This is a genomic window from Thalassospira indica (assembly GCF_003403095.1).
GTDB lineage: Bacteria > Pseudomonadota > Alphaproteobacteria > Rhodospirillales > Thalassospiraceae > Thalassospira > Thalassospira indica.
The window spans coordinates 1,590,001-1,607,801 of record NZ_CP031555.1; the positions used below are offsets into that span (position 1 = coordinate 1,590,001).

Annotated in this window: 17 protein-coding genes and 1 tRNA gene; 8 read left to right on the plus strand and 10 right to left on the minus strand. The window is 52.5% G+C overall.

Annotation, left to right across the window (positions count from 1 at the left end):
• The first annotated feature begins 77 nt into the window (after positions 1-77).
• The 7 genes from DY252_RS07455 (at position 78) to DY252_RS07485 (ending at position 6,652) form a co-directional block, all read left to right on the plus strand.
• Positions 78-154, plus strand: a tRNA-Met gene (locus DY252_RS07455).
• A 350-nt stretch (positions 155-504) separates the two neighbouring features.
• A complete protein-coding gene (locus DY252_RS07460; RefSeq protein ID WP_064789999.1) occupies positions 505-948 on the plus strand; it encodes an RrF2 family transcriptional regulator in 444 nt (147 codons plus the stop codon).
• A 119-nt stretch (positions 949-1,067) separates the two neighbouring features.
• A complete protein-coding gene (locus DY252_RS07465) occupies positions 1,068-2,102 on the plus strand; it encodes a sulfate ABC transporter substrate-binding protein (protein WP_064789998.1) in 1,035 nt (344 codons plus the stop codon).
• A 2-nt stretch (positions 2,103-2,104) separates the two neighbouring features.
• On the plus strand, positions 2,105-2,947 hold the full coding sequence (cysT, locus tag DY252_RS07470; RefSeq protein ID WP_064789997.1) for a sulfate ABC transporter permease subunit CysT: 843 nt from the start codon (positions 2,105-2,107) through the stop codon (positions 2,945-2,947).
• Between the two features lie 13 nt (positions 2,948-2,960).
• Positions 2,961-3,818, plus strand: coding sequence for a sulfate ABC transporter permease subunit CysW (gene cysW / locus DY252_RS07475; protein WP_064789996.1), 858 nt, complete (start codon positions 2,961-2,963; stop codon positions 3,816-3,818).
• Between the two features lie 14 nt (positions 3,819-3,832).
• Positions 3,833-4,885, plus strand: a complete 1,053-nt coding sequence (locus DY252_RS07480) for a sulfate/molybdate ABC transporter ATP-binding protein (RefSeq protein ID WP_064789995.1) — start codon at positions 3,833-3,835, stop codon at positions 4,883-4,885.
• A gap of 21 nt (positions 4,886-4,906) precedes the next feature.
• Positions 4,907-6,652 (plus strand): SLC13 family permease, encoded by a 1,746-nt coding sequence (locus DY252_RS07485; protein ID WP_082923570.1) that lies wholly within the window; start codon positions 4,907-4,909, stop codon positions 6,650-6,652.
• A gap of 51 nt (positions 6,653-6,703) precedes the next feature.
• Here the strand turns inward: DY252_RS07485 and DY252_RS07490 are convergent, their stop codons facing one another.
• The 10 genes from DY252_RS07490 to DY252_RS07535 form a co-directional block, all read right to left on the minus strand.
• The gene (locus DY252_RS07490) at positions 6,704-6,985 is read right to left on the minus strand and encodes a hypothetical protein (RefSeq protein WP_064789994.1); all 282 of its coding nucleotides are present in this window, start codon (positions 6,983-6,985) and stop codon (positions 6,704-6,706) included.
• Between the two features lie 67 nt (positions 6,986-7,052).
• Positions 7,053-7,652, minus strand: coding sequence for an RBBP9/YdeN family alpha/beta hydrolase (locus DY252_RS07495; protein WP_064790015.1), 600 nt, complete (start codon positions 7,650-7,652; stop codon positions 7,053-7,055).
• Positions 7,653-7,780: 128 nt separating this feature from the next.
• Positions 7,781-9,202 (minus strand): FAD/NAD(P)-binding protein, encoded by a 1,422-nt coding sequence (locus tag DY252_RS07500; RefSeq protein ID WP_064789993.1) that lies wholly within the window; start codon positions 9,200-9,202, stop codon positions 7,781-7,783.
• Between the two features lie 55 nt (positions 9,203-9,257).
• Entirely contained in the window at positions 9,258-10,214 is a 957-nt protein-coding gene (locus DY252_RS07505; protein WP_197482596.1) for a sigma-54 interaction domain-containing protein, read from the minus strand.
• Positions 10,215-10,453: 239 nt separating this feature from the next.
• The gene (locus DY252_RS07510; RefSeq protein ID WP_064789992.1) at positions 10,454-11,278 is read right to left on the minus strand and encodes an ATP-binding cassette domain-containing protein; all 825 of its coding nucleotides are present in this window, start codon (positions 11,276-11,278) and stop codon (positions 10,454-10,456) included.
• 21 nt (positions 11,279-11,299) lie between these two features.
• A complete protein-coding gene (gene ssuC / locus DY252_RS07515; RefSeq protein WP_064789991.1) occupies positions 11,300-12,070 on the minus strand; it encodes an aliphatic sulfonate ABC transporter permease SsuC in 771 nt (256 codons plus the stop codon).
• 16 nt (positions 12,071-12,086) lie between these two features.
• Positions 12,087-13,262: an FMNH2-dependent alkanesulfonate monooxygenase gene (gene ssuD / locus DY252_RS07520; RefSeq protein WP_064789990.1), complete on the minus strand. Its 1,176-nt coding sequence runs from the start codon at positions 13,260-13,262 to the stop codon at positions 12,087-12,089.
• A 45-nt stretch (positions 13,263-13,307) separates the two neighbouring features.
• Entirely contained in the window at positions 13,308-14,267 is a 960-nt protein-coding gene (locus tag DY252_RS07525) for a sulfonate ABC transporter substrate-binding protein (protein WP_064789989.1), read from the minus strand.
• Positions 14,268-14,306: 39 nt separating this feature from the next.
• Positions 14,307-14,861 (minus strand): NAD(P)H-dependent oxidoreductase, encoded by a 555-nt coding sequence (locus DY252_RS07530; RefSeq protein ID WP_064789988.1) that lies wholly within the window; start codon positions 14,859-14,861, stop codon positions 14,307-14,309.
• 188 nt (positions 14,862-15,049) lie between these two features.
• A complete protein-coding gene (locus tag DY252_RS07535) occupies positions 15,050-16,861 on the minus strand; it encodes an SLC13 family permease (protein ID WP_231959792.1) in 1,812 nt (603 codons plus the stop codon).
• A gap of 167 nt (positions 16,862-17,028) precedes the next feature.
• Between DY252_RS07535 and DY252_RS07540 the strand changes: the two genes are divergently transcribed.
• Entirely contained in the window at positions 17,029-17,559 is a 531-nt protein-coding gene (locus DY252_RS07540) for a hypothetical protein (RefSeq protein ID WP_064789986.1), read from the plus strand.
• The last annotated feature ends 242 nt before the right edge of the window (positions 17,560-17,801 follow it).

Here is a 17,801-nt window from a genome sequence, read left to right on the forward strand (position 1 = left end):
GCTCCAGTGGAGCGATTTTAAGCCGAAGGTTGAGCACGGCGGAGCCGCGCGCAGACTGTACAGATAGATCACCCTGACGCGGGGTGGAGCAGCCCGGTAGCTCGTCAGGCTCATAACCTGAAGGTCGCAGGTTCAAATCCTGCCCCCGCAACCACTTCTGTTATAAATCGCTCCTTTGCGAGATATAACAAAGCCGTAAAACAAAACACCGTGTCTACGAAGATCTCCTTGACCAATATCTATCAATGGTCTTCGTGGAAGTATGTAGTGCTACCTAGGGTGTCTCTTAAGCATCGCGTTCTATGCTCCCAATTCACTCAATAGCGGCGAGCATGATGGATCATCCTTTTTGTTCCGAGGGGAGCGTTGATATCTGTCGTAAAATAATTTCATGCCTCTCCGCCTTTTGGGATGGAAATAGCGGAAAGCCAAAGATGTTTCTGGATTCTACCTGCACTTACGTGTTATATGTCTACTTATTCGGTAGAGATATAGTGTAAGAAAATGCTGTCGCAGAAAACAAAATACGCTGTGAAGGCGATGATTGCTTTGGCTGATATTGGTGTTGGCGAGGCCATGCAAATCGCCGAGCTTGCGCAGCAGGAAGCGATTCCCAAAAAGTTTCTTGAACAGATTCTGCTCGATCTCAAACATCACGGACTGATTAACAGTCGGCGCGGCAAGCATGGCGGCTATACGCTGATCAAAAATCCGGAAGAGATCTCTATTGGTCGAATTGTCAGATTGATCGAAGGGCCAATTGCGCCGCTATCATGCCTGAGCAAGATGGCGTACCAACCTTGTGAAGATTGCAAAGACGAGAAATCGTGTCGCGTGCGGCGTGTCTTCGCCGAATCATATCAGGCAACTGTTGCGGCGCTGGAAAGCACAACTTTGCAGGATGCCCTTGGCCCTGATTTGGGCCAGAAAACTCCCGTCGTCGCCTGATTTCATAATCACACTGAATGACTGTTGATACGTAATTGCCACAGTTAGGCCATTTTAATGTTGATTAAGTCTACCAATTAGATAGAGAATATGGCCTATAAGTATAAGGGAGAATAATCATGCTTGATAGTCCACTTAAATCTGTACGCCGAAACTTAATCGGCGCGGCAATGTTTGCTGCATCATCCTTGCTTGTCGCCGGGAATGCCGACTCTGCTGATGTCACCTTGCTGAATGTCAGCTATGACCCGACCCGCGAGTTGTATAAGGAATTCAATCAAGCCTTTGCCGACCACTGGCTGAAGGAAAAAGGACAGTCCGTCGAAATTCAGATGTCGCATGGCGGTTCGGGGCGTCAGGCCCGTTCGGTCATTGACGGGTTGGAGGCCGATGTGGTGACATTGGCACTTGAGGCCGATATCGACGCAATTGCCGAAAAAACCGGCTGGATCAATACTGGCTGGAAAGAGCGCCTTCCACTTGGTGCTGCCCCCTATACGTCGACGATCGTCTTCCTGGTTCGCAATGGTAACCCCAAGAACATTCAGGATTGGGGTGATCTGGTTCGCGACGATATTCAGGTGATCACACCAAACCCGAAAACATCGGGTGGCGCACGCTGGAACTATCTGGCCGCTTGGGCATTTGCCGAGGATGAATTTGGCGGAGATCAGGAACAGGTCCGCGCGTTTATCTCGAAGCTTTATAAAAACGTGCCGGTTCTCGATACAGGTGCCCGCGGTTCAACCAATACCTTTGTCAAAACCGGTATTGGTGATGTGCTGCTGGCATGGGAAAACGAGGCATTTCTTGCTCTAGAGAACCTCGGCGACGAGTTTGAAATCGTCGTTCCGTCCAAATCGGTTCTCGCACAGCCGCCTGTTTCGGTGGTGGACAAGGTTGTCGATGATCATGGTACGCGCGATATCGCAACCGCCTATCTGGAATATCTTTATTCGCCGACTGGGCAGAAGCTTGCTGCAAAATACTACTACCGTCCCGTCGCACCTGAACATGCCGATCCCGAGGACATGAAGCGCTTCCCGCCGCTTGAACTTTTCACGGTTGAGGATCGTTTTGGTGGATGGGCTCGTGCTCAGGAAGAGCATTTCGCCGATGGCGGCACGTTCGATCAGCTTTATCAGAGCAACTGAACATGACTTCTATTGCAAGTGCATTTGGCAATCGCCGCGTGATCCCGGGTTTCGGGATCACGCTTGGCTATACCCTTTCTTATCTTGGCGTGATCGTACTTTTGCCTTTGGCGGCAGTTGTTGCAAGGTCGGCCGGTATGGGATGGGACGACTTTATTGCCATCGTTGGTTCGCCAAGAACTCTTCACTCCCTGTGGCTGAGTTTTGGAGCGGCATTGGCTGCTGCTTTAATCGATGCTGTATTTGGCTTTCTCGTGGCATGGGTTCTTGTGCGTTATCGCTTTCCGGGACGCAAAATCATCGATGCCATTATTGATCTACCATTCGCCTTGCCAACTGCGGTTGCGGGTATTGCCTTGGTTGCGATCTATTCGAAGAATGGCCCTTTTGGTCAGTATCTTGAACCACTGGGCATTAAAGCCGCCTATACGCCGCTTGGTATCATAATTGCCATGACATTTATCGGGCTGCCGTTTGTGGTTCGTTCTGTTCAACCGGTGCTTGAGCAGCTTGACCAAAGGCTGGAAGAGGCCGCAGCCTCGCTCGGTGCATCGCGTGGGTTTACCTTTCGAATGGTTATTTTCCCGGCTGTTCTGCCCGCACTTCTGACAGGATTTGCTTTGGCTTTGGCGCGTGGGATTGGCGAATACGGGTCAATCATTTTTATCGCCGGCAATATTCCCAATATCTCTGAGATTGCACCGCTTCTTATCGTTATCCGCCTTGAAGAATTCAATTATGACGGCGCCACAGCGATAGCGACAACCATGCTTGTCATATCTTTTGCAATGCTGTTGCTGGTCAATCTACTTCAAGTCTGGAGCCGGAAGCGAAGCGGCCTTTGAAAAAGGTAAGACCATGACTTCAAACGACTCTTTCCAACGCGGAATTGGCGAGCCAGTCCTGGTGCGCTGGTTGCTGATTCTTGCAGCTTTGTTATTTCTGTTCATTTTTCTTGTTTTTCCGCTGGTTATTGTTTTTACCGAAGCCTTGGCATCGGGGTGGAAGGCGTATCTGGCGGCACTGGTTGAACCTGACGCCCTTTCAGCCTTGCGTTTAACGTTAACTGTTGTGGCTTTTGCAGTTCCTCTGAACATCCTGTTCGGGATCGCAGCGGCTTGGGCGGTTGCCAAGCATGATTTTCGCGGAAAAAGCATCCTTGTCACACTGATCGATCTGCCATTTTCCGTGTCGCCAGTGGTTGCAGGGCTTTCTTTTGTGATGTTGTTTGGCAGTCACGGCTGGTTCGGTGATTTTGTTGACGCTGCAGATATTGACATCATTTTCGCAACCCCGGGCATTGTTCTGGCGACGATATTTGTCACATTCCCCTTCGTTGCGCGTGAACTGATCCCGTTGATGGAAAGTCAGGGAAACTCTTTGGAAGAAGCCGCGCTGTCGCTTGGTGCAAGTGGCTGGCGAACCTTTATCAAAATTACATTGCCCAACGTGAAATGGGCACTTTTCTATGGTGTTTTGCTATGCAGTGCGCGCGCCATGGGGGACTTTGGCGCGGTTTCCGTGGTGTCGGGTCACATTCGTGGCGTGACCAATACGTTGCCGCTGCATGTCGAGGTTCTTTACAACGAATACGCCTTTTCGGCCTCTTTCGCTGTTGCTTCACTGTTGGCTCTACTGGCCCTTTTCACCCTTGTTCTGAAATCCATACTGGAATGGCGGCATGGCGATGACCTTGCACCGGGCCATCGTAGCTGAGGAGACGAACGATCATGCAGATCGATATTCATAATGTGACCAAGGATTTTGGAAGCCAGACGGCGCTTCGCAACATTGATCTGAAAATCGGTTCTGGTGAACTTGTTGCGCTGCTGGGTCCTTCCGGGTCGGGCAAGACAACGCTTTTGCGTTTGATCGCAGGACTTGAATTCCCCAATAGCGGGCAGATCTTTTTCGATGCGGATGACGCATCCAATCTGTCGGTCGGCAAACGTAATGTCGGCTTTGTTTTTCAGAATTACGCGCTTTTCAAGCATATGCGGGTGATTGACAACATCGCCTTTGGTCTGCGTGCCCGCCCCGCAGACCGTCGTCCATCAGAGCAAGAGATTCTCTCACGGGCCCGTGATCTTCTCTCCCTCGTGAAGCTCTCGGGATATGAGGATCGTTTTCCTGCCCAACTTTCGGGTGGGCAGCAACAACGTGTTGCACTGGCCCGCGCCCTTGCGATCGAGCCATCCGTGTTGCTGCTTGATGAACCGTTCGGAGCCCTTGATGCCAAGGTTCGTCATGAACTGCGCAAATGGTTGCGTGAACTTCACGATGAAACCGGCCATACCACAGTCTTTGTCACCCATGATCAGGAAGAGGCGCTTGATCTTGCTGACAGGGTTGTTGTGGTTCAGGACGGCCGTATTGCCCAAGAGGGGGCACCGAACGATGTCTATGAGGAACCGGCCTCGCCATTCGTTTATGAATTCATCGGCGATGTAAACAAGCTTGCGGTTTCCGTTAAAGACGGACAGGTTCTGTTGCCGGGAAGGCCGATTGCGATTGGTGATACAGACAAGCCGGACGGCAATTATGTATTGTATGTGCGCCCTCACAATATCCGCGTGGCAGCCAAGGAAGAGGGGCAGGCTCTTACGGGTCTTGTGCGAGATATCAGGGCGACCGGCCCGGCCGTGGTCATGGATGTCTCTCTTGATAGCTGGAATACCCATCTTGATATTGCGCTGTCGCACAATGATGATGACTGGCGTAAGCTGAAACCGGGAACGCGGGTGGAGATTTCTCTGCGAAAATACGCCCTTTTTCCGGAATAAGAACAGGATACGGAGCGGCATTTGAATTTCGACCAACTGGCCCTTGTCGCCATCATTTTGATTGCAATTGCCGCGATGGCCAGTGACCGTTTCAGATATGATCTGGTCGCGGTTCTTGCGCTGCTGGCTGCTGTGGTTCTCGGAATCGTGCCCCAGGACAGCGCTTTTATGGGATTTTCCAACGGTGCCGTCGTTACCGTTGCTGGTGTTCTGATCATTACACGCAGTATTGTGGCGACCGGTGCCTTGGAACCGGTCAGCCATATCCTTTCGGAAAGGTTCGAAAGTCGCTGGTCCCTGATTGCGGTTTTCTGCGCGACTGGTGCAGTTCTTTCAGCCTTCATGAACAATATCGGGGCATTGGCCCTTTTGATGCCGGTTGCACTGGCGGCAACGGCGAGACGGGGGGAGCATCCCGGCTATCTTTTGATGCCCCTGTCGTTCTCGACACTTCTTGGCGGAATGACAACCCTGATTGGAACGCCAGCCAATTTGATCATTTCCCAGATCCGGCAAACTGCCGTCAGTCAGCCTTTTGACATGTTCGATTTTACCCCGGTTGGCAGTGTAATCGCCGTAGCCGGCGTGGTCTGGCTTGTTTTTATCGGGTGGCGGCTTATACCGGGGCGGCATCTGACCGTCGGGGAGCAGCGAGATTCCGGTCGCTTCTTGACAGAATTACGTGTCGGGGCCAATGGTATTGCCGATTTTTCTTCTGTGCCGGAACTCGAGGCAGCTTTACCAGTCAAGGTCCACGGTATCGTGCGCGAAAACAGGCGGCTTTTTGCGCCTAAAAACCGGCAGCTTTTCGAAATTGGCGATCTGATGATTGTCGAGGCCGAACTTGATACACTTGAACTATTGTGTGACCGGTATGGCTTCAGGTTGCCCGGACAGATTGGTGTTTTGTCAGATGATGCAGAAATGATCGAAGCCGTGGTTCCGGCCGACAGCATCATTCAGGGCAGTAACCTTCATACACTCGAACCGGCGGATCGATGGCAGATTGATATCGTTGCCATGGCCCGTCAAAGCAAACGGTTCGAAGGGCGTCTGGCTGACGCGACTTTGATGCCGGGCGATATTCTGATTTTTCGAGGCGATCCTTCGCGCATTGATACGGCGATTTCCGATCTAGGCCTTTTGCCTTTGGCCGCACGGTCGATCCGGTTGCGTCCCCGGGCTGCCTTGTGGGCTGTGGCGATTTTTGCCGTGGCGATTTTCCTTGCAGCGAGTGGTATCGCGACACCAGCCGTTTCCTTCGTAGCGGCTGTCACCATGATGTTGTTAACGCGTGTGGTCAGTGCGCGTGATCTGTATAGGCGGGTCGAAGGACCGGTTCTGGTTTTGCTTGCGGCACTTATTCCGATCGGGGAGGCTTTGCGCTCAACCGGCACGGCGGAACTGATTGCGGGATATTTGTTGCAACTTGCGGGGACGGCAGGTCCGATGTGGCTACTTGCCCTGACAATGCTGCTGGCAATGGGCATAACACCGATTCTGAACAACGTGACGACTGTTGTGGTGCTGGCGCCTATTGTGATGGCGTTGGCATACCGTGCTGGATTGGCCCCCGATGCGTTTTTGATGGCAGTTGCAATCGGGGCTTCGACCGATTTCCTCACCCCGGTTGGCCACCACAACAACACGATTATTATGGGTCCGGGTGGCTATCGCTTCAGCGATTACTGGCGTTGTGGATTGCCCGTTAGCATTCTGGTGTTTGTGATAGCCATGATGCTGTTGCCAGTTGTATTTCGGATATGAGTATTCGTTTGGTGCAGAAACGATCGCGGTTCAGGGGAAAAGGCAAACTGGTTACTTAGCCTTGAGAAGCAGGGATGTTGCTTTGACAAAAGTTGTTATTGCAAGCCATCCGAAAAGAAGTGCTGAAATGCCCATGATGCAGGCCAGAAAACCCTGCCCAGCCTTTATGTAGGCAATTTGCTCGTTAAATAGCAAGGTAACGCGATCAAGGGTGTTGCCCGCAAAAATGATACTGCATACGGCAGCGGCAATTGAAATGAGTATCAACCATTTCAGACTGAACCCGGACCATGGTTCTTCGTTCGTGTGTTTCTCAGGTATCTGTTGAGGCATTGTTTTTTGTGCTCATAAAACTGAATGGCGGCTTAAAATGCCGCCATTCATGTTGTTTATGCCCTAACTACACCGAATAAAGTGTTTCGATATTGGGTGAATTTTGCTGCATGTTTTGTTTTGCAAGCTGCTGATAGTGGAGATCGACAAGCCGGTCTGCCAGTTTAAAGCCGTCAGACCAGTGGCCATGCCCGCTTTCTATATTGATATGGCCAGCCTCGCCGGCATCAATCAGTTCACTCCCCCAGGCCGAGGCAAGCGAACGCGCGCGGGTAAAGTCGCAATATTCATCATTGCGGCTGGCGACGACAATTGATGGAAAAGGCAGTTTTCGGATCGGGATCGGGGCGAAGCCGGCAAGATCGGGATAAGTTTTTCCAATACGGTCAACGTCGGCAGGAGCGACGAGCAGTGCTCCGGCAATTGGTAAATCGGGGAATGCCCGTGCCAGATGTGCGACAAGTATGCATCCAAGGCTGTGCGCGATCAGGATGGCGTTGGGGTTCTTGCTTACGGCAAAACGAACATGTTCGATCCATGGTTTCAGCCGGGGCTTTAGCCAGTCATCCTGATTGACGATGATGGCATCGGGATCAATGTCGCTCCAGATCCGTTGCCAGTGACCGGCATTCGAGCCTTTGTAGCCAGGCAACAACAATTTTTTCATTGCATGTTCCATGGGGCATGCTCCTGAGTTGTCAGCGTTTACCCGATCTGGGCAAACCTAGTTCGTTGAAAAGTAAATCAGCAACCCGATAAACAGGATCAGGTAGACCAGTCTTTGTGCGGACACGTTCACAAGATCTCCCTGCCGGTTATGGTTGCAGGCAGATCGGCAGAGATCAGAGATGTTCGTTCGTAACGCGATGATGCTTTGTTGCTCAGATCTTCGGCCAGCGTTGCAGCCTGATTCCTGATTTCGGCCGCAGCAGTGATTTCCCAAAACTTGCCACGGGTTAACGGCCCGATGACGCTGATAAACTTCGACGATTTGCCATTGCTTTTGATCGCCTGACAGGTGTCGTCGACGTCGATACCAAGTCCGAGAGGGTCGGGGCGAATATGCCCCATATTGTTCAGGAACCAGATCAGGGGCACATCGATAGTTTCCAAGTCCGCACGCGGGCCTGTACAGTCATAGGCAACAGGAAAGCTGAAATCCTCCGCTGTCTCCTGTCCATGCCTGCGGATTGAAATTTCCCAAGATTGTCCCGGCTTCTTTTGAGCATTGGAAATGCGGCCTTTAATGATTTTGAGGTTTCCGGAGGCCAGCTCGGCTTCAATAATCTGAGCCGTTTCCTGCGACATACGGTGCCTGTGGACATCCCACCAGGTTTGCAAGTGTCTGATAAATCGACGACGTTTCACGTCATCAAGTGCCTGCCAGATGGCCTGAGTCATTGGACGGAGGCCATCAATCGTTGTGCGCCAACCAAACTGCTTGGCATTATTACGCACCTTGGCAAGCAGGGTTGAAAGAGGCTGGGCACCTGCGTCCGTTGGTGTGAATGCAGGATGATTTTCCGGTTCCGTCAGATCGTGTGGGCGAGGCAGCAGACCGCGCCTCGACAGAAAAACAACCTGACCTTCATAGCCCGTTTCGCGCAGGCGAAGCAGAGTATCAACTGCGGTTAACCCGGAACCCAGTACCAGTATCGGGCCGCGCATCGACGTTCCCTCTGTCCGTTCTGTATTCCACGGATGGAGAAAACCATATCTGGTCTGACTGGCAAGCGAGTTCCCCATCGCCAGCACCAGATGGTCGACTTCAAAGATCTGATCACGTTCCGTCCGGATATGAAGTTTATGTCCTCCTTCTGCCGGATAGGCTGAATTCACGGTATCGCGCACATGAGCAAAGCTTTCCGGCCGGAAACGCTGCTTGATTGACTGATCAAGTCGGGAACAAACATAGTCCCCAAAAATCTGCCGGGGCACGAAACTGGCTGCGGTCGCATATCTCCGGATTTCCGGATCGTCGGACGTCGCGAGCCATTCGATAAAATCATCCCTTCGATCCGGGAAAATGCTGATTTTTCCGGCAGGAACATTCAGAATGTGCGAGGCGCAGTTTGTGCCATAGGCCAGCCCCCGACCGCAAACCGAACGTGGCTCGAACACGATGACTTCGTCTGTCTCGGGCAGGCGGCGGAGCAACTGTATGGCCAGAAGGCTGCCGCTCAGGCCGCCGCCGACGATACCAATTTTGTATGCCATGATCGTCTCCTGTCGTTGAACCGGTATGATTGCCAAGGCGCCCGGTGTGATCGCGCTAATCGATACGATGGTTTTTCAGCAAAGTGCGTAGCTGGCTGCGGCTAAGTCCGAGCAGTTTTGCGGTTTTGATCTGGTTGTGTTCGGCAATCTCGTAAGCCTCTTCAATGGCCATATGCACGAGATCATCAAGAGAGAACTTGCCTTCGCGGCGGATCAGGTCATGGATGATATGCCGGATGGTATCCGCATCCGATCCACTGGTTTTATCAAGGGCCACATGGCTCAGATTAAGATCGTCCGGACGGATTACGTGATCTGCTGCCACCAGAACGGCATGATGTATGGCATTCTCCAGTTCCCGGATATTGCCCGGCCAGGAGTAATGCAAAAGAACCTTGATCGCTTCCTTGCCCAAAGAGAGGTCCTGGCGCCCGGTTTTTTCGCTGTAGACATGCAAGAAGTGCTCCGAAAGGGTTAGAATGTCATCGCGTCTGGCCCGCAAGGGGGCGACGTCAAGCCGCGCGACATTCAGCCGGAAGAAAAGGTCTTCCCGGAAATGTCCGGCGCGCACGGCATTTTCGAGATTCACATTCGTTGCCGCAACGATGCGCACATCAACCGGACGTGTCTTGCGACCGCCTACCGGGGTGACTTCGCGTTCCTGAAGGACACGCAGAAGCTTGACCTGAAAGGCCAACGGCAGGTCGCCAATTTCATCAAGAAAGATTGTCCCGCCATTGGCGGCTTCAAACCATCCGGTGCGATTCTCGGTGGCGCCAGTAAAGGCGCCTTTTTCATAGCCGAACAGTTCTGCCTCGACGAGCGTTTCGGGCAAGGCAGCACAGTTGACCGCAATAAATGGGCCGCCGGCACGTGGCGAGTTGTCATGAACGTAACGTGCAATCAGTTCTTTGCCCGTGCCGGTCTCCCCGACAATCAGAACACTGGCATCGCTGACAGAAAACTGCAGCAGACGCCGTTGCAATTCGAGTGAGACTGGATCACGAAACACGAGCGCGCTCGCGCGTATACTTGGCGGAATGTCTGCGCCGCCCCGTCGGGCCAGCCGCAGAACTTCTGCTGACTGTCCCGGTCGCAAATCGCGATGATATGTCAAGCCGGTCCTCCATTTCTCAAGCCTCGCAAGAGAGATTTCATTAACTACTTAAAGTCTACCTTTTTAGTAGACATTGTCGATAAAAAAATCCCGCCTGCAATCTGATCAACTGTAACTACTTGATATAGTGAAGATCATCCCGCCTGCTTCTCGGGATCTTGCTCAAACAGAACATCAAGAACTTTACCTTCAATCTCTGCAAGTATCGCGCTACCGCGACGGCGTGGTCGAGGCACATCGATCTCGATGTCCAGCTTGATCTGCCCTTCATCGATCAAAACAACCCTGTCGGCAAGAGCGACGGCTTCGGATACGTCGTGGGTCACGAGAATTGCTGTGAAGCCCTGATGCAGCCAGACCTCTTCCAGCAGATTTTGCATGTCGATCCGTGTTAGAGCATCCAATGCCCCAAGGGGTTCGTCGAGGGCAAGCAGCCGGGGATGACTGACCAGTGCGCGTGCCAGAGCGACACGTTGTTTCTGCCCCCCCGAAAGAGCCGATGGCCATTCATCCCGCTTGTTCTCAAGGCCGACCTCGTCGAGTGTGACCAGAGAGAGGTCAAGAACCTGATCAGGGTCACGAACAGGCGTACCGGTAAGGCCGAGTTTCACGTTATCGATAACCTTTGCCCAAGGAAGCAGCCTGGGTTCCTGAAACACAATCCTTGATGCCGTCTCTCCGCCGCTTCCGATCGAGATCTCGCCTTTGGTCGAGGCATCAAGTCCTGCGATCAGTCGCAGGAGGGTACTTTTGCCGCAACCGCTTTTGCCAATGACAGCAATGAACTGTCCTGCCGGAATATGAAGGTCGATACCCTTAAGGACTTCTGTGTGGTCAAAGGATTTATGCAGGTTTTGAAGCGTTACGGCGACCCCACCACTGGTTTGAGGTAAAACTGGCCGTCGGGGTGCAGTTGTGATGCGGCGGAAAGAACTTTTCTCCAGTGCCTGAATGGTCATGACGACTTCTCCTTGAAGACTCTAATGAACTTGAAAGGATGGATGCCAGGCGAGGTAATGGCGTTCAAGCAGGCGTGCGGCGGTATCCGCCAGTTTTCCAAGCAGGGCATATATCGTGATGCCGAGTACGACGACATCCACCAGCAGAAACTCTCTGGCCTGCATTGCCATATAGCCAAGACCCGAAGACGCCGCGATGGTTTCTGCCACGATCAGCGTCAGCCACATGATGCCAAGTGCATAGCGCACACCAACGAAGATTGATGGTAATGCGCCCGGCAGGATGACCCGCCAGAACAATTGCCTTGATGACAGTCCGTAAATGCGCCCCATTTCAATCAACTGGCGATCAACTGTGCGGATACCGTGGAACGTATTGATATAAATCGGAAAAAATACGCCAAGTGCGACAAGGAACAACTTTGATTGTTCCTCGATCCCGAACCACAGGATGACCAGCGGAATCAGGGCGAGATGCGGAACATTCCTGATCATTTGCAGGGTTGTATCGAGATATTCCTCACTGGTTTTTGAAACGCCGTTCAGAAAACCGAAGGCAAAGCCGATGGTGGCACCGATCACAAAACCGCCAAGAGCGCGGGCGGAGCTGACCAGCAGATGATCAAACAACTCGCCGGATGCGATCAGACCGGATGCTGCGCCGAGAACCGCGCTTGGAGCGGGTAAAATATAGGGTGGAATAAGCCCGGCACTTGCCGCCGCCTGCCAGGCGGCGACAAGCAGAACCGGAAGAATCCAGGGGCGGGCTTTGGTCAGCAAAATCGTTCTCACAGGACGTCTCCATGATTCATGATGTGCTGACGGCGAGCTTGCGCTGCTCGACCGAAGCCGGAAATTCTCCGACAGGGTCAAGGTCGTGCTGTCCTGACGCCGAAAGGCCGAGTTCAGGGAAAAGAAGCTCGGAAACGGTATAGGCTTCTTCAAGGTGCGGGTAACCCGATGCGATAACGGTATCGATCCCAAGCGACTGGTATTCGTGTAGTCGCTTGGCAACGGTGGATGCATCCCCGACAAGTGCGGTGCCCGCCCCGGGTCGCAGCAGGCCGATACCGGCCCAAAGATTGGGTCCCACAATCAGGCGATCACGTTTGCCACCATGCAGTTCCGCCATGCGACGCTGACCGACAGAGTCATGTTGTTCAAGGAACCGTTTCTGCGCTTTGGCAATATCTTCATCCGAGACTTTGCTGATCAGGCGTTCGGCTTCGGCCCAGGCTGCGTCTTCGGTTTCGCGAACGATCAGATGAATACGAAGCCCAAAGCGAACTTTGCGACCTCGGTCATTTGCACGTTTGCGCACGGCTTCGATTTTCTCGGCAACCTGTTCGACGGGTTCTCCCCACGTCAGATACAGCTCCACTGTCTCTGCTGCCAGATCCTGTGCGGCCTCCGAAGATCCACCGAAATAAAGCGGCGGATGGGGCTGCTGTACCGGAGGGAAATTGATCCGGCCTTTTTCGACGCGATAATGCTTGCCATGGAAATCGACCTCGTGCCCGGCCAGCAACCCACGCCATATATGCAGAAATTCCCCGGCCTGCTCATACCGTTTGTCATGCGCGAGAAAAACACCGTCTCCGGCCAGTTCGACCGGATTGCCCCCGACAACGACATTCAGAAGCAGACGCCCTTTGCTGAGCCGATCAAGGGCAGCGGTCTGGCGTGCCGCGTAGGCTGGCGAGGTTACGCCGGGGCGCAGGGCAACCAGGAATTTGAGTTTCTCGGTTACGGTTGCAAGGCCAGCCGCGGTGATCCAGGAATCCTCGCATCCCTGACCCGTCGGCAATAGAACACCCTGATAACCGAGCCGGTCGGCAGCCTGCGCGATTTCCTTGAAATAATCGAAATTTGCTGGCCGTTGACGTTCCAGTGAACCAAGGTAAGACCCATCTCCGCTTGTCGGAATGAACCAGAAGAAGTTAAGCGGATCGGCGTTCTGACGGTTTTTTTCAATATGTGTCATGATCTGTTTCCTGTGTTGTCGTGAACAGTCCCGTATGCCGAGAAATCAGGATTGCGGTGCATTCCAGATCGCATCGCGGATGGTAATTTTTTTCGGGATCAGACCGATCTCGTAAAAACGGTCCGCGATGGTTTGCTGGGTCTTGATGATGTCTTGGGTGATCGGATAAATGCCGAAAGATGCCCGCTCTGCCGCGCGGGCTTGCGATTGCAAGTCGACGCCAGTGACTTCGGCGAGTGCTTCTGCAACCTTGTCGCGGTTGGCTTCAGCCCAGTTTGCCGCTTCGGAAAGAGCGGCAATGACACGGGAAACCGTGTCAGGGTGCTTTCGTGCGAAATCGCCGTTAGCCAGCAAAAAGCTGTTGGTGGCGACAATTGGTTCGCCGGTGGTCAGAACCCTTGCATTCTGTTTGGTTTCAGCGATGGCATAATAGGGATCCCAGATTGTCCACGCATCGATGCTTTTGCGAACAAAAGCCGCAGCGGCATCTGCCGGGCTGAGATATACCGGTTCGATGTCATCGTAAGTCAGACCACCTTTGATCAGGGCCTCGACCGTCAGATTGTTGGCACTTGATCCTTTGGTGAAACCGACCTTCTTTCCCTTGAGATCGGAAAGGGTCTGAATTTCGGAATCCTGATGCACAAGTATTGCCGAGCCGGTACCCGGAGACGGCTGGGTGGCAACATAGACGATGTTGGCACCCGCGGCCTGGGCGAAGATCGGCGGGGTATCGCCGGTCGTACCGAAATCAATGCTGCCGACATTGACTGCTTCAAGCAGTGGCGGGCCGGACGAAAACTCGACCCACTTTACGGAAATGCCTTTTTCTTCCAGCGCGGTTTCAATCTTCTGCTGCTGGCGGGCAACCACAAGGGTGCCGTTTTTCTGATACCCGATACGGAACTCGGTCAGGGCATCTTCTGCCATGGCATTTACGGGGAACCCGACGACAGCAACGATGGCCGGGATAATTGTCCGGGATATTACATTTCGCAGTTTCATCTGAATTTCCTTTATATCTGTCTGTTGTCGGAAAAAGGCTTAGGCGACGACAGAGACTTGTCGGATCGCTTGCGGTTGCCATGCGGAAAGCTGGGAAACGGCGGTTTCAATTCGTGCGCCAAGTTTTTTGCGGACATCAGCCTCGGTTTCAATCAGATCGGAGGCTGACATATAGATGCCGGTTGGAACCGTCAGGGCACCGAAAAATGCGAAAAGCGGACGCAAATGATGTTCGATGACAAGGGCATGACGATTTGACCCGCCTGTAGCGCTCAGAATGACCGGCTTACCGCGGAGTGCATCGGGATGCACCAGATCGAAAACATGCTTCAGAAGACCGGTATACCCGCCTTTGAAAACAGGTGTACCCACGACCAGCATGTCAGCCTGTTCAATGGCATCGACCAGATGGTTCGGTGTGCCATAGGGGGTGCCGGGATCAAATGAACCCGGGGCTGCATCAAGCAAGTCATAAAAATCGGTTTGCCCCAGATGCCTGTGGGCGATTTCATCAAGAATGACATTGACCAGCATGCTGGTTTTGGATGGTCGATTGATGTTGCCGCTGATGCCGATGATTGTTGTGGTCGACATTATGACCTCCCGCCTGTTTGAGATGCGGGGTCATAACGGCAATAAGCATGCCAACAGTTAGTGACTTGATTTTAAATAATAAAAGAAAAACCCGCATTCTTTGGGATGCGGGTTTTCAACCAGGCAAGGGTCATATTTAGCCAATATAAAATGTGATTTATAAAATAACAACATTTTATAAATGTTGTTTACTGGAGCGGCCAGAAGATTGGAATGATAAAGGTGGCAGTCGCCCAGAACAAAAGGTTCAGCGGTACCCCAACGCGGACGAAATCCATAAATTTGTAACCACCCGCATTATAGACGAAGGTGTTGGTCTGATAGCCAATCGGCGTTGCAAAGCTCGCACTGGCTGCAAACATGACGGCGACGACAAACGGGCGGGGATCAATACCAAGCTGTTCGGCAAGGCCGATCGCAATCGGGGTCAGCAAAATAGCCGCTGCATTGTTGCTCATCATCTCGGTCAGGATTGAGGTAATGAGATACAACCCGGATAAAACGGCAATCGGACCAAGGCCACCGACAAGAATGGCAAAGTTTTCCACAATCAGCTTGGCGGCACCGGTTTTGTCCATCGCAATGCCAAGGGCAAGCATGCCAAAAATCAGCATAAGAATATTCCACCGGATGGAACCGTAAGCTTCGTCCGGTTCAAGACAGCCGAGTGCAACGACAGCGGTTGCTGCGATGATTGCCAGCGCGGCAATAGGTAGGACCTCGAACGCTGCCAGGGCCATGACCAGAAATACAGCGAGAATGGCGATCGGTGCCTTGTTGCGTCGAAACGGGCGCTCGCTTGGCTGGGAGAGGTTGATCAATTCCTGATTGTCGAACAGACGTCGGAAATTTGCAGGTGTTGCTTCGATCAGAACGGTATCGCCGATTTTCAGCCTGGCCTGCTCGAAATCATTACCGATATTTTCCCCCTGCCGGTGTACAGCGAGAATATACGCCCCATACATTCTCCGAAGCCCAAGCTCTGAGATACGCCGACCGACGACGCGCGATTGTGGCCCTACAACGCCCTCCATGATTGTCGTTTCCTGGGCGGCAATCGGCTCGAAAGCGTGAGCACCATTCTGCTTCAGGAAGTCAACGTCTCCGGCCTCTCGCAATCCCAGCATATCCCCGACGCGGCTGCGGATGATCAGCCGATCCCCGGCTTCCAGCTTTGTTTCGAGCAGGGTTTCGCGCAGGATGCGCCGCATACTGACATCCTTGCGAACCAGATCGATTACCCGAAAGCCGCGGCTTTCGGTGAAACCGGCTTCACGCATCGGTTTGCCGATCAGGGGGGAATCAATCGGGACCAGTACCTCTGCAAGGAAATGGCGTTCTTTATTCGTGGGGAGCAGATTGGCAAGTGTATCACGCACCGGCAGCAGCCAGCGTGATGTTAATGCGAGATAGATGATGCCGACCAGGCCCATACAGATTCCGGCAGCTGTGATTTCAAAGATTCCGAAAGGTTCCAAGCCTTTGGACTGGGCCACGCCGTCAACCAGAATGTTGGTTGACGTGCCGATCAGTGTCGTCGTGCCACCGAAGATGCTGGCAAAAGACAGAGGGATCAGAAGCTTTGATGGTGCGGTTCCCATCGTTTGTGCAAGCGAGATCACGACCGGAGTCAGAATAACAACAACCGGGGTATTGTTGATGAAGGCAGACAAAAACATTACCGAGATCATCAGGGCAAGCACAGCAAACAATGGGGATTTCCCGGCAAAGCGGGTCATCAGGCGCCCCATGCCATCAATACTGCCTGTCCGTTCCAGCGCAGCACTGAGGACAAACATGGCAGCAACTGTGATTGGAGCACTGTTGCTGAACACGCTCAGCGCGTCGTTCGTGGAAAGGATACCTGTCAGCAGCAGAAGGCCCATGGCACCCAATGCGACAATATCCGGAGGCAGTTTTTCGCGGATGAATCCGAAGAAAACGACTGCCACCAGAGCCAGCACAAAGATGATTTCCAGCGAAGCCCAATCCATTTGCATCTAACGTGCGCTCCTTGCATGAGCCGGGACACGGGTCAAAATTGACCAGAACTTGGCCGAATATGACCAATGCGGGCATTGTCGCCTGCTCTTGCATTGAAATCAACTAGTAAGTCTACATATTAGGTAGAGTATCGGGTTTTCTATAACGTGCGGATGTCTTTCATATGGAGATTTGCGGCAACACAGGTGGCGATATCTGGGTGAAAAGGCAGGACGCTCGGTATCTTAACCGGTTCACCAAGGTTATGTTGCGTTTAAGCACAGGACCGTGCCGGGATGACTATCTGAAAAGCCTTTCTCAATATGATCCACACATTGCCCGACGGCTGGATTACCTCCGGCATGACGGATGGATGATCAGAATATCGCAACCGCGCAATTTTTTGTTTTGGAATTGGGAATTGGAAAACGGAAGATACGCCGATCCGGTCATCATTCTTCCTAACCGCGACATTGTTATGCCACTGCATCGGCAGAAGCACTTTTTGGCTTGCCTGACAGGTTTGCGTGTTCTGCGTCATTTCCGGTTAAAAACAGCGAATAATATCGAGGCCATGACCGCAAGTCGGGATTTATTTGACGCTATTGGCACAGAAGATACAGAGGCAATTTCGGAGCTCGTTTCCGCATTTTTAAGAGAGATGGCAAACGATCTGTCAGGGAATGCCCGCCTTTCTGATGAATGGAATTATTAAGCTGTTAGTTCTGCATGATGCTGAGTATCATATTTTGTGATTTAGGCAGTTCGATCAATTTGACGTGATTGGTTTGAACCTAAATCAATATCACTCGATGTTTGGTCCCATTTACTTGACGGTTCGACATTGAGACATCTGTGAATGGAGCTTTACAGGCCAGCTGTTAAGAATCAGGATAGCCCAACAGAAAGCGACTTTTTCTCAGGAAAGACATGAGAATTGAAAAACGTAGCACTCTC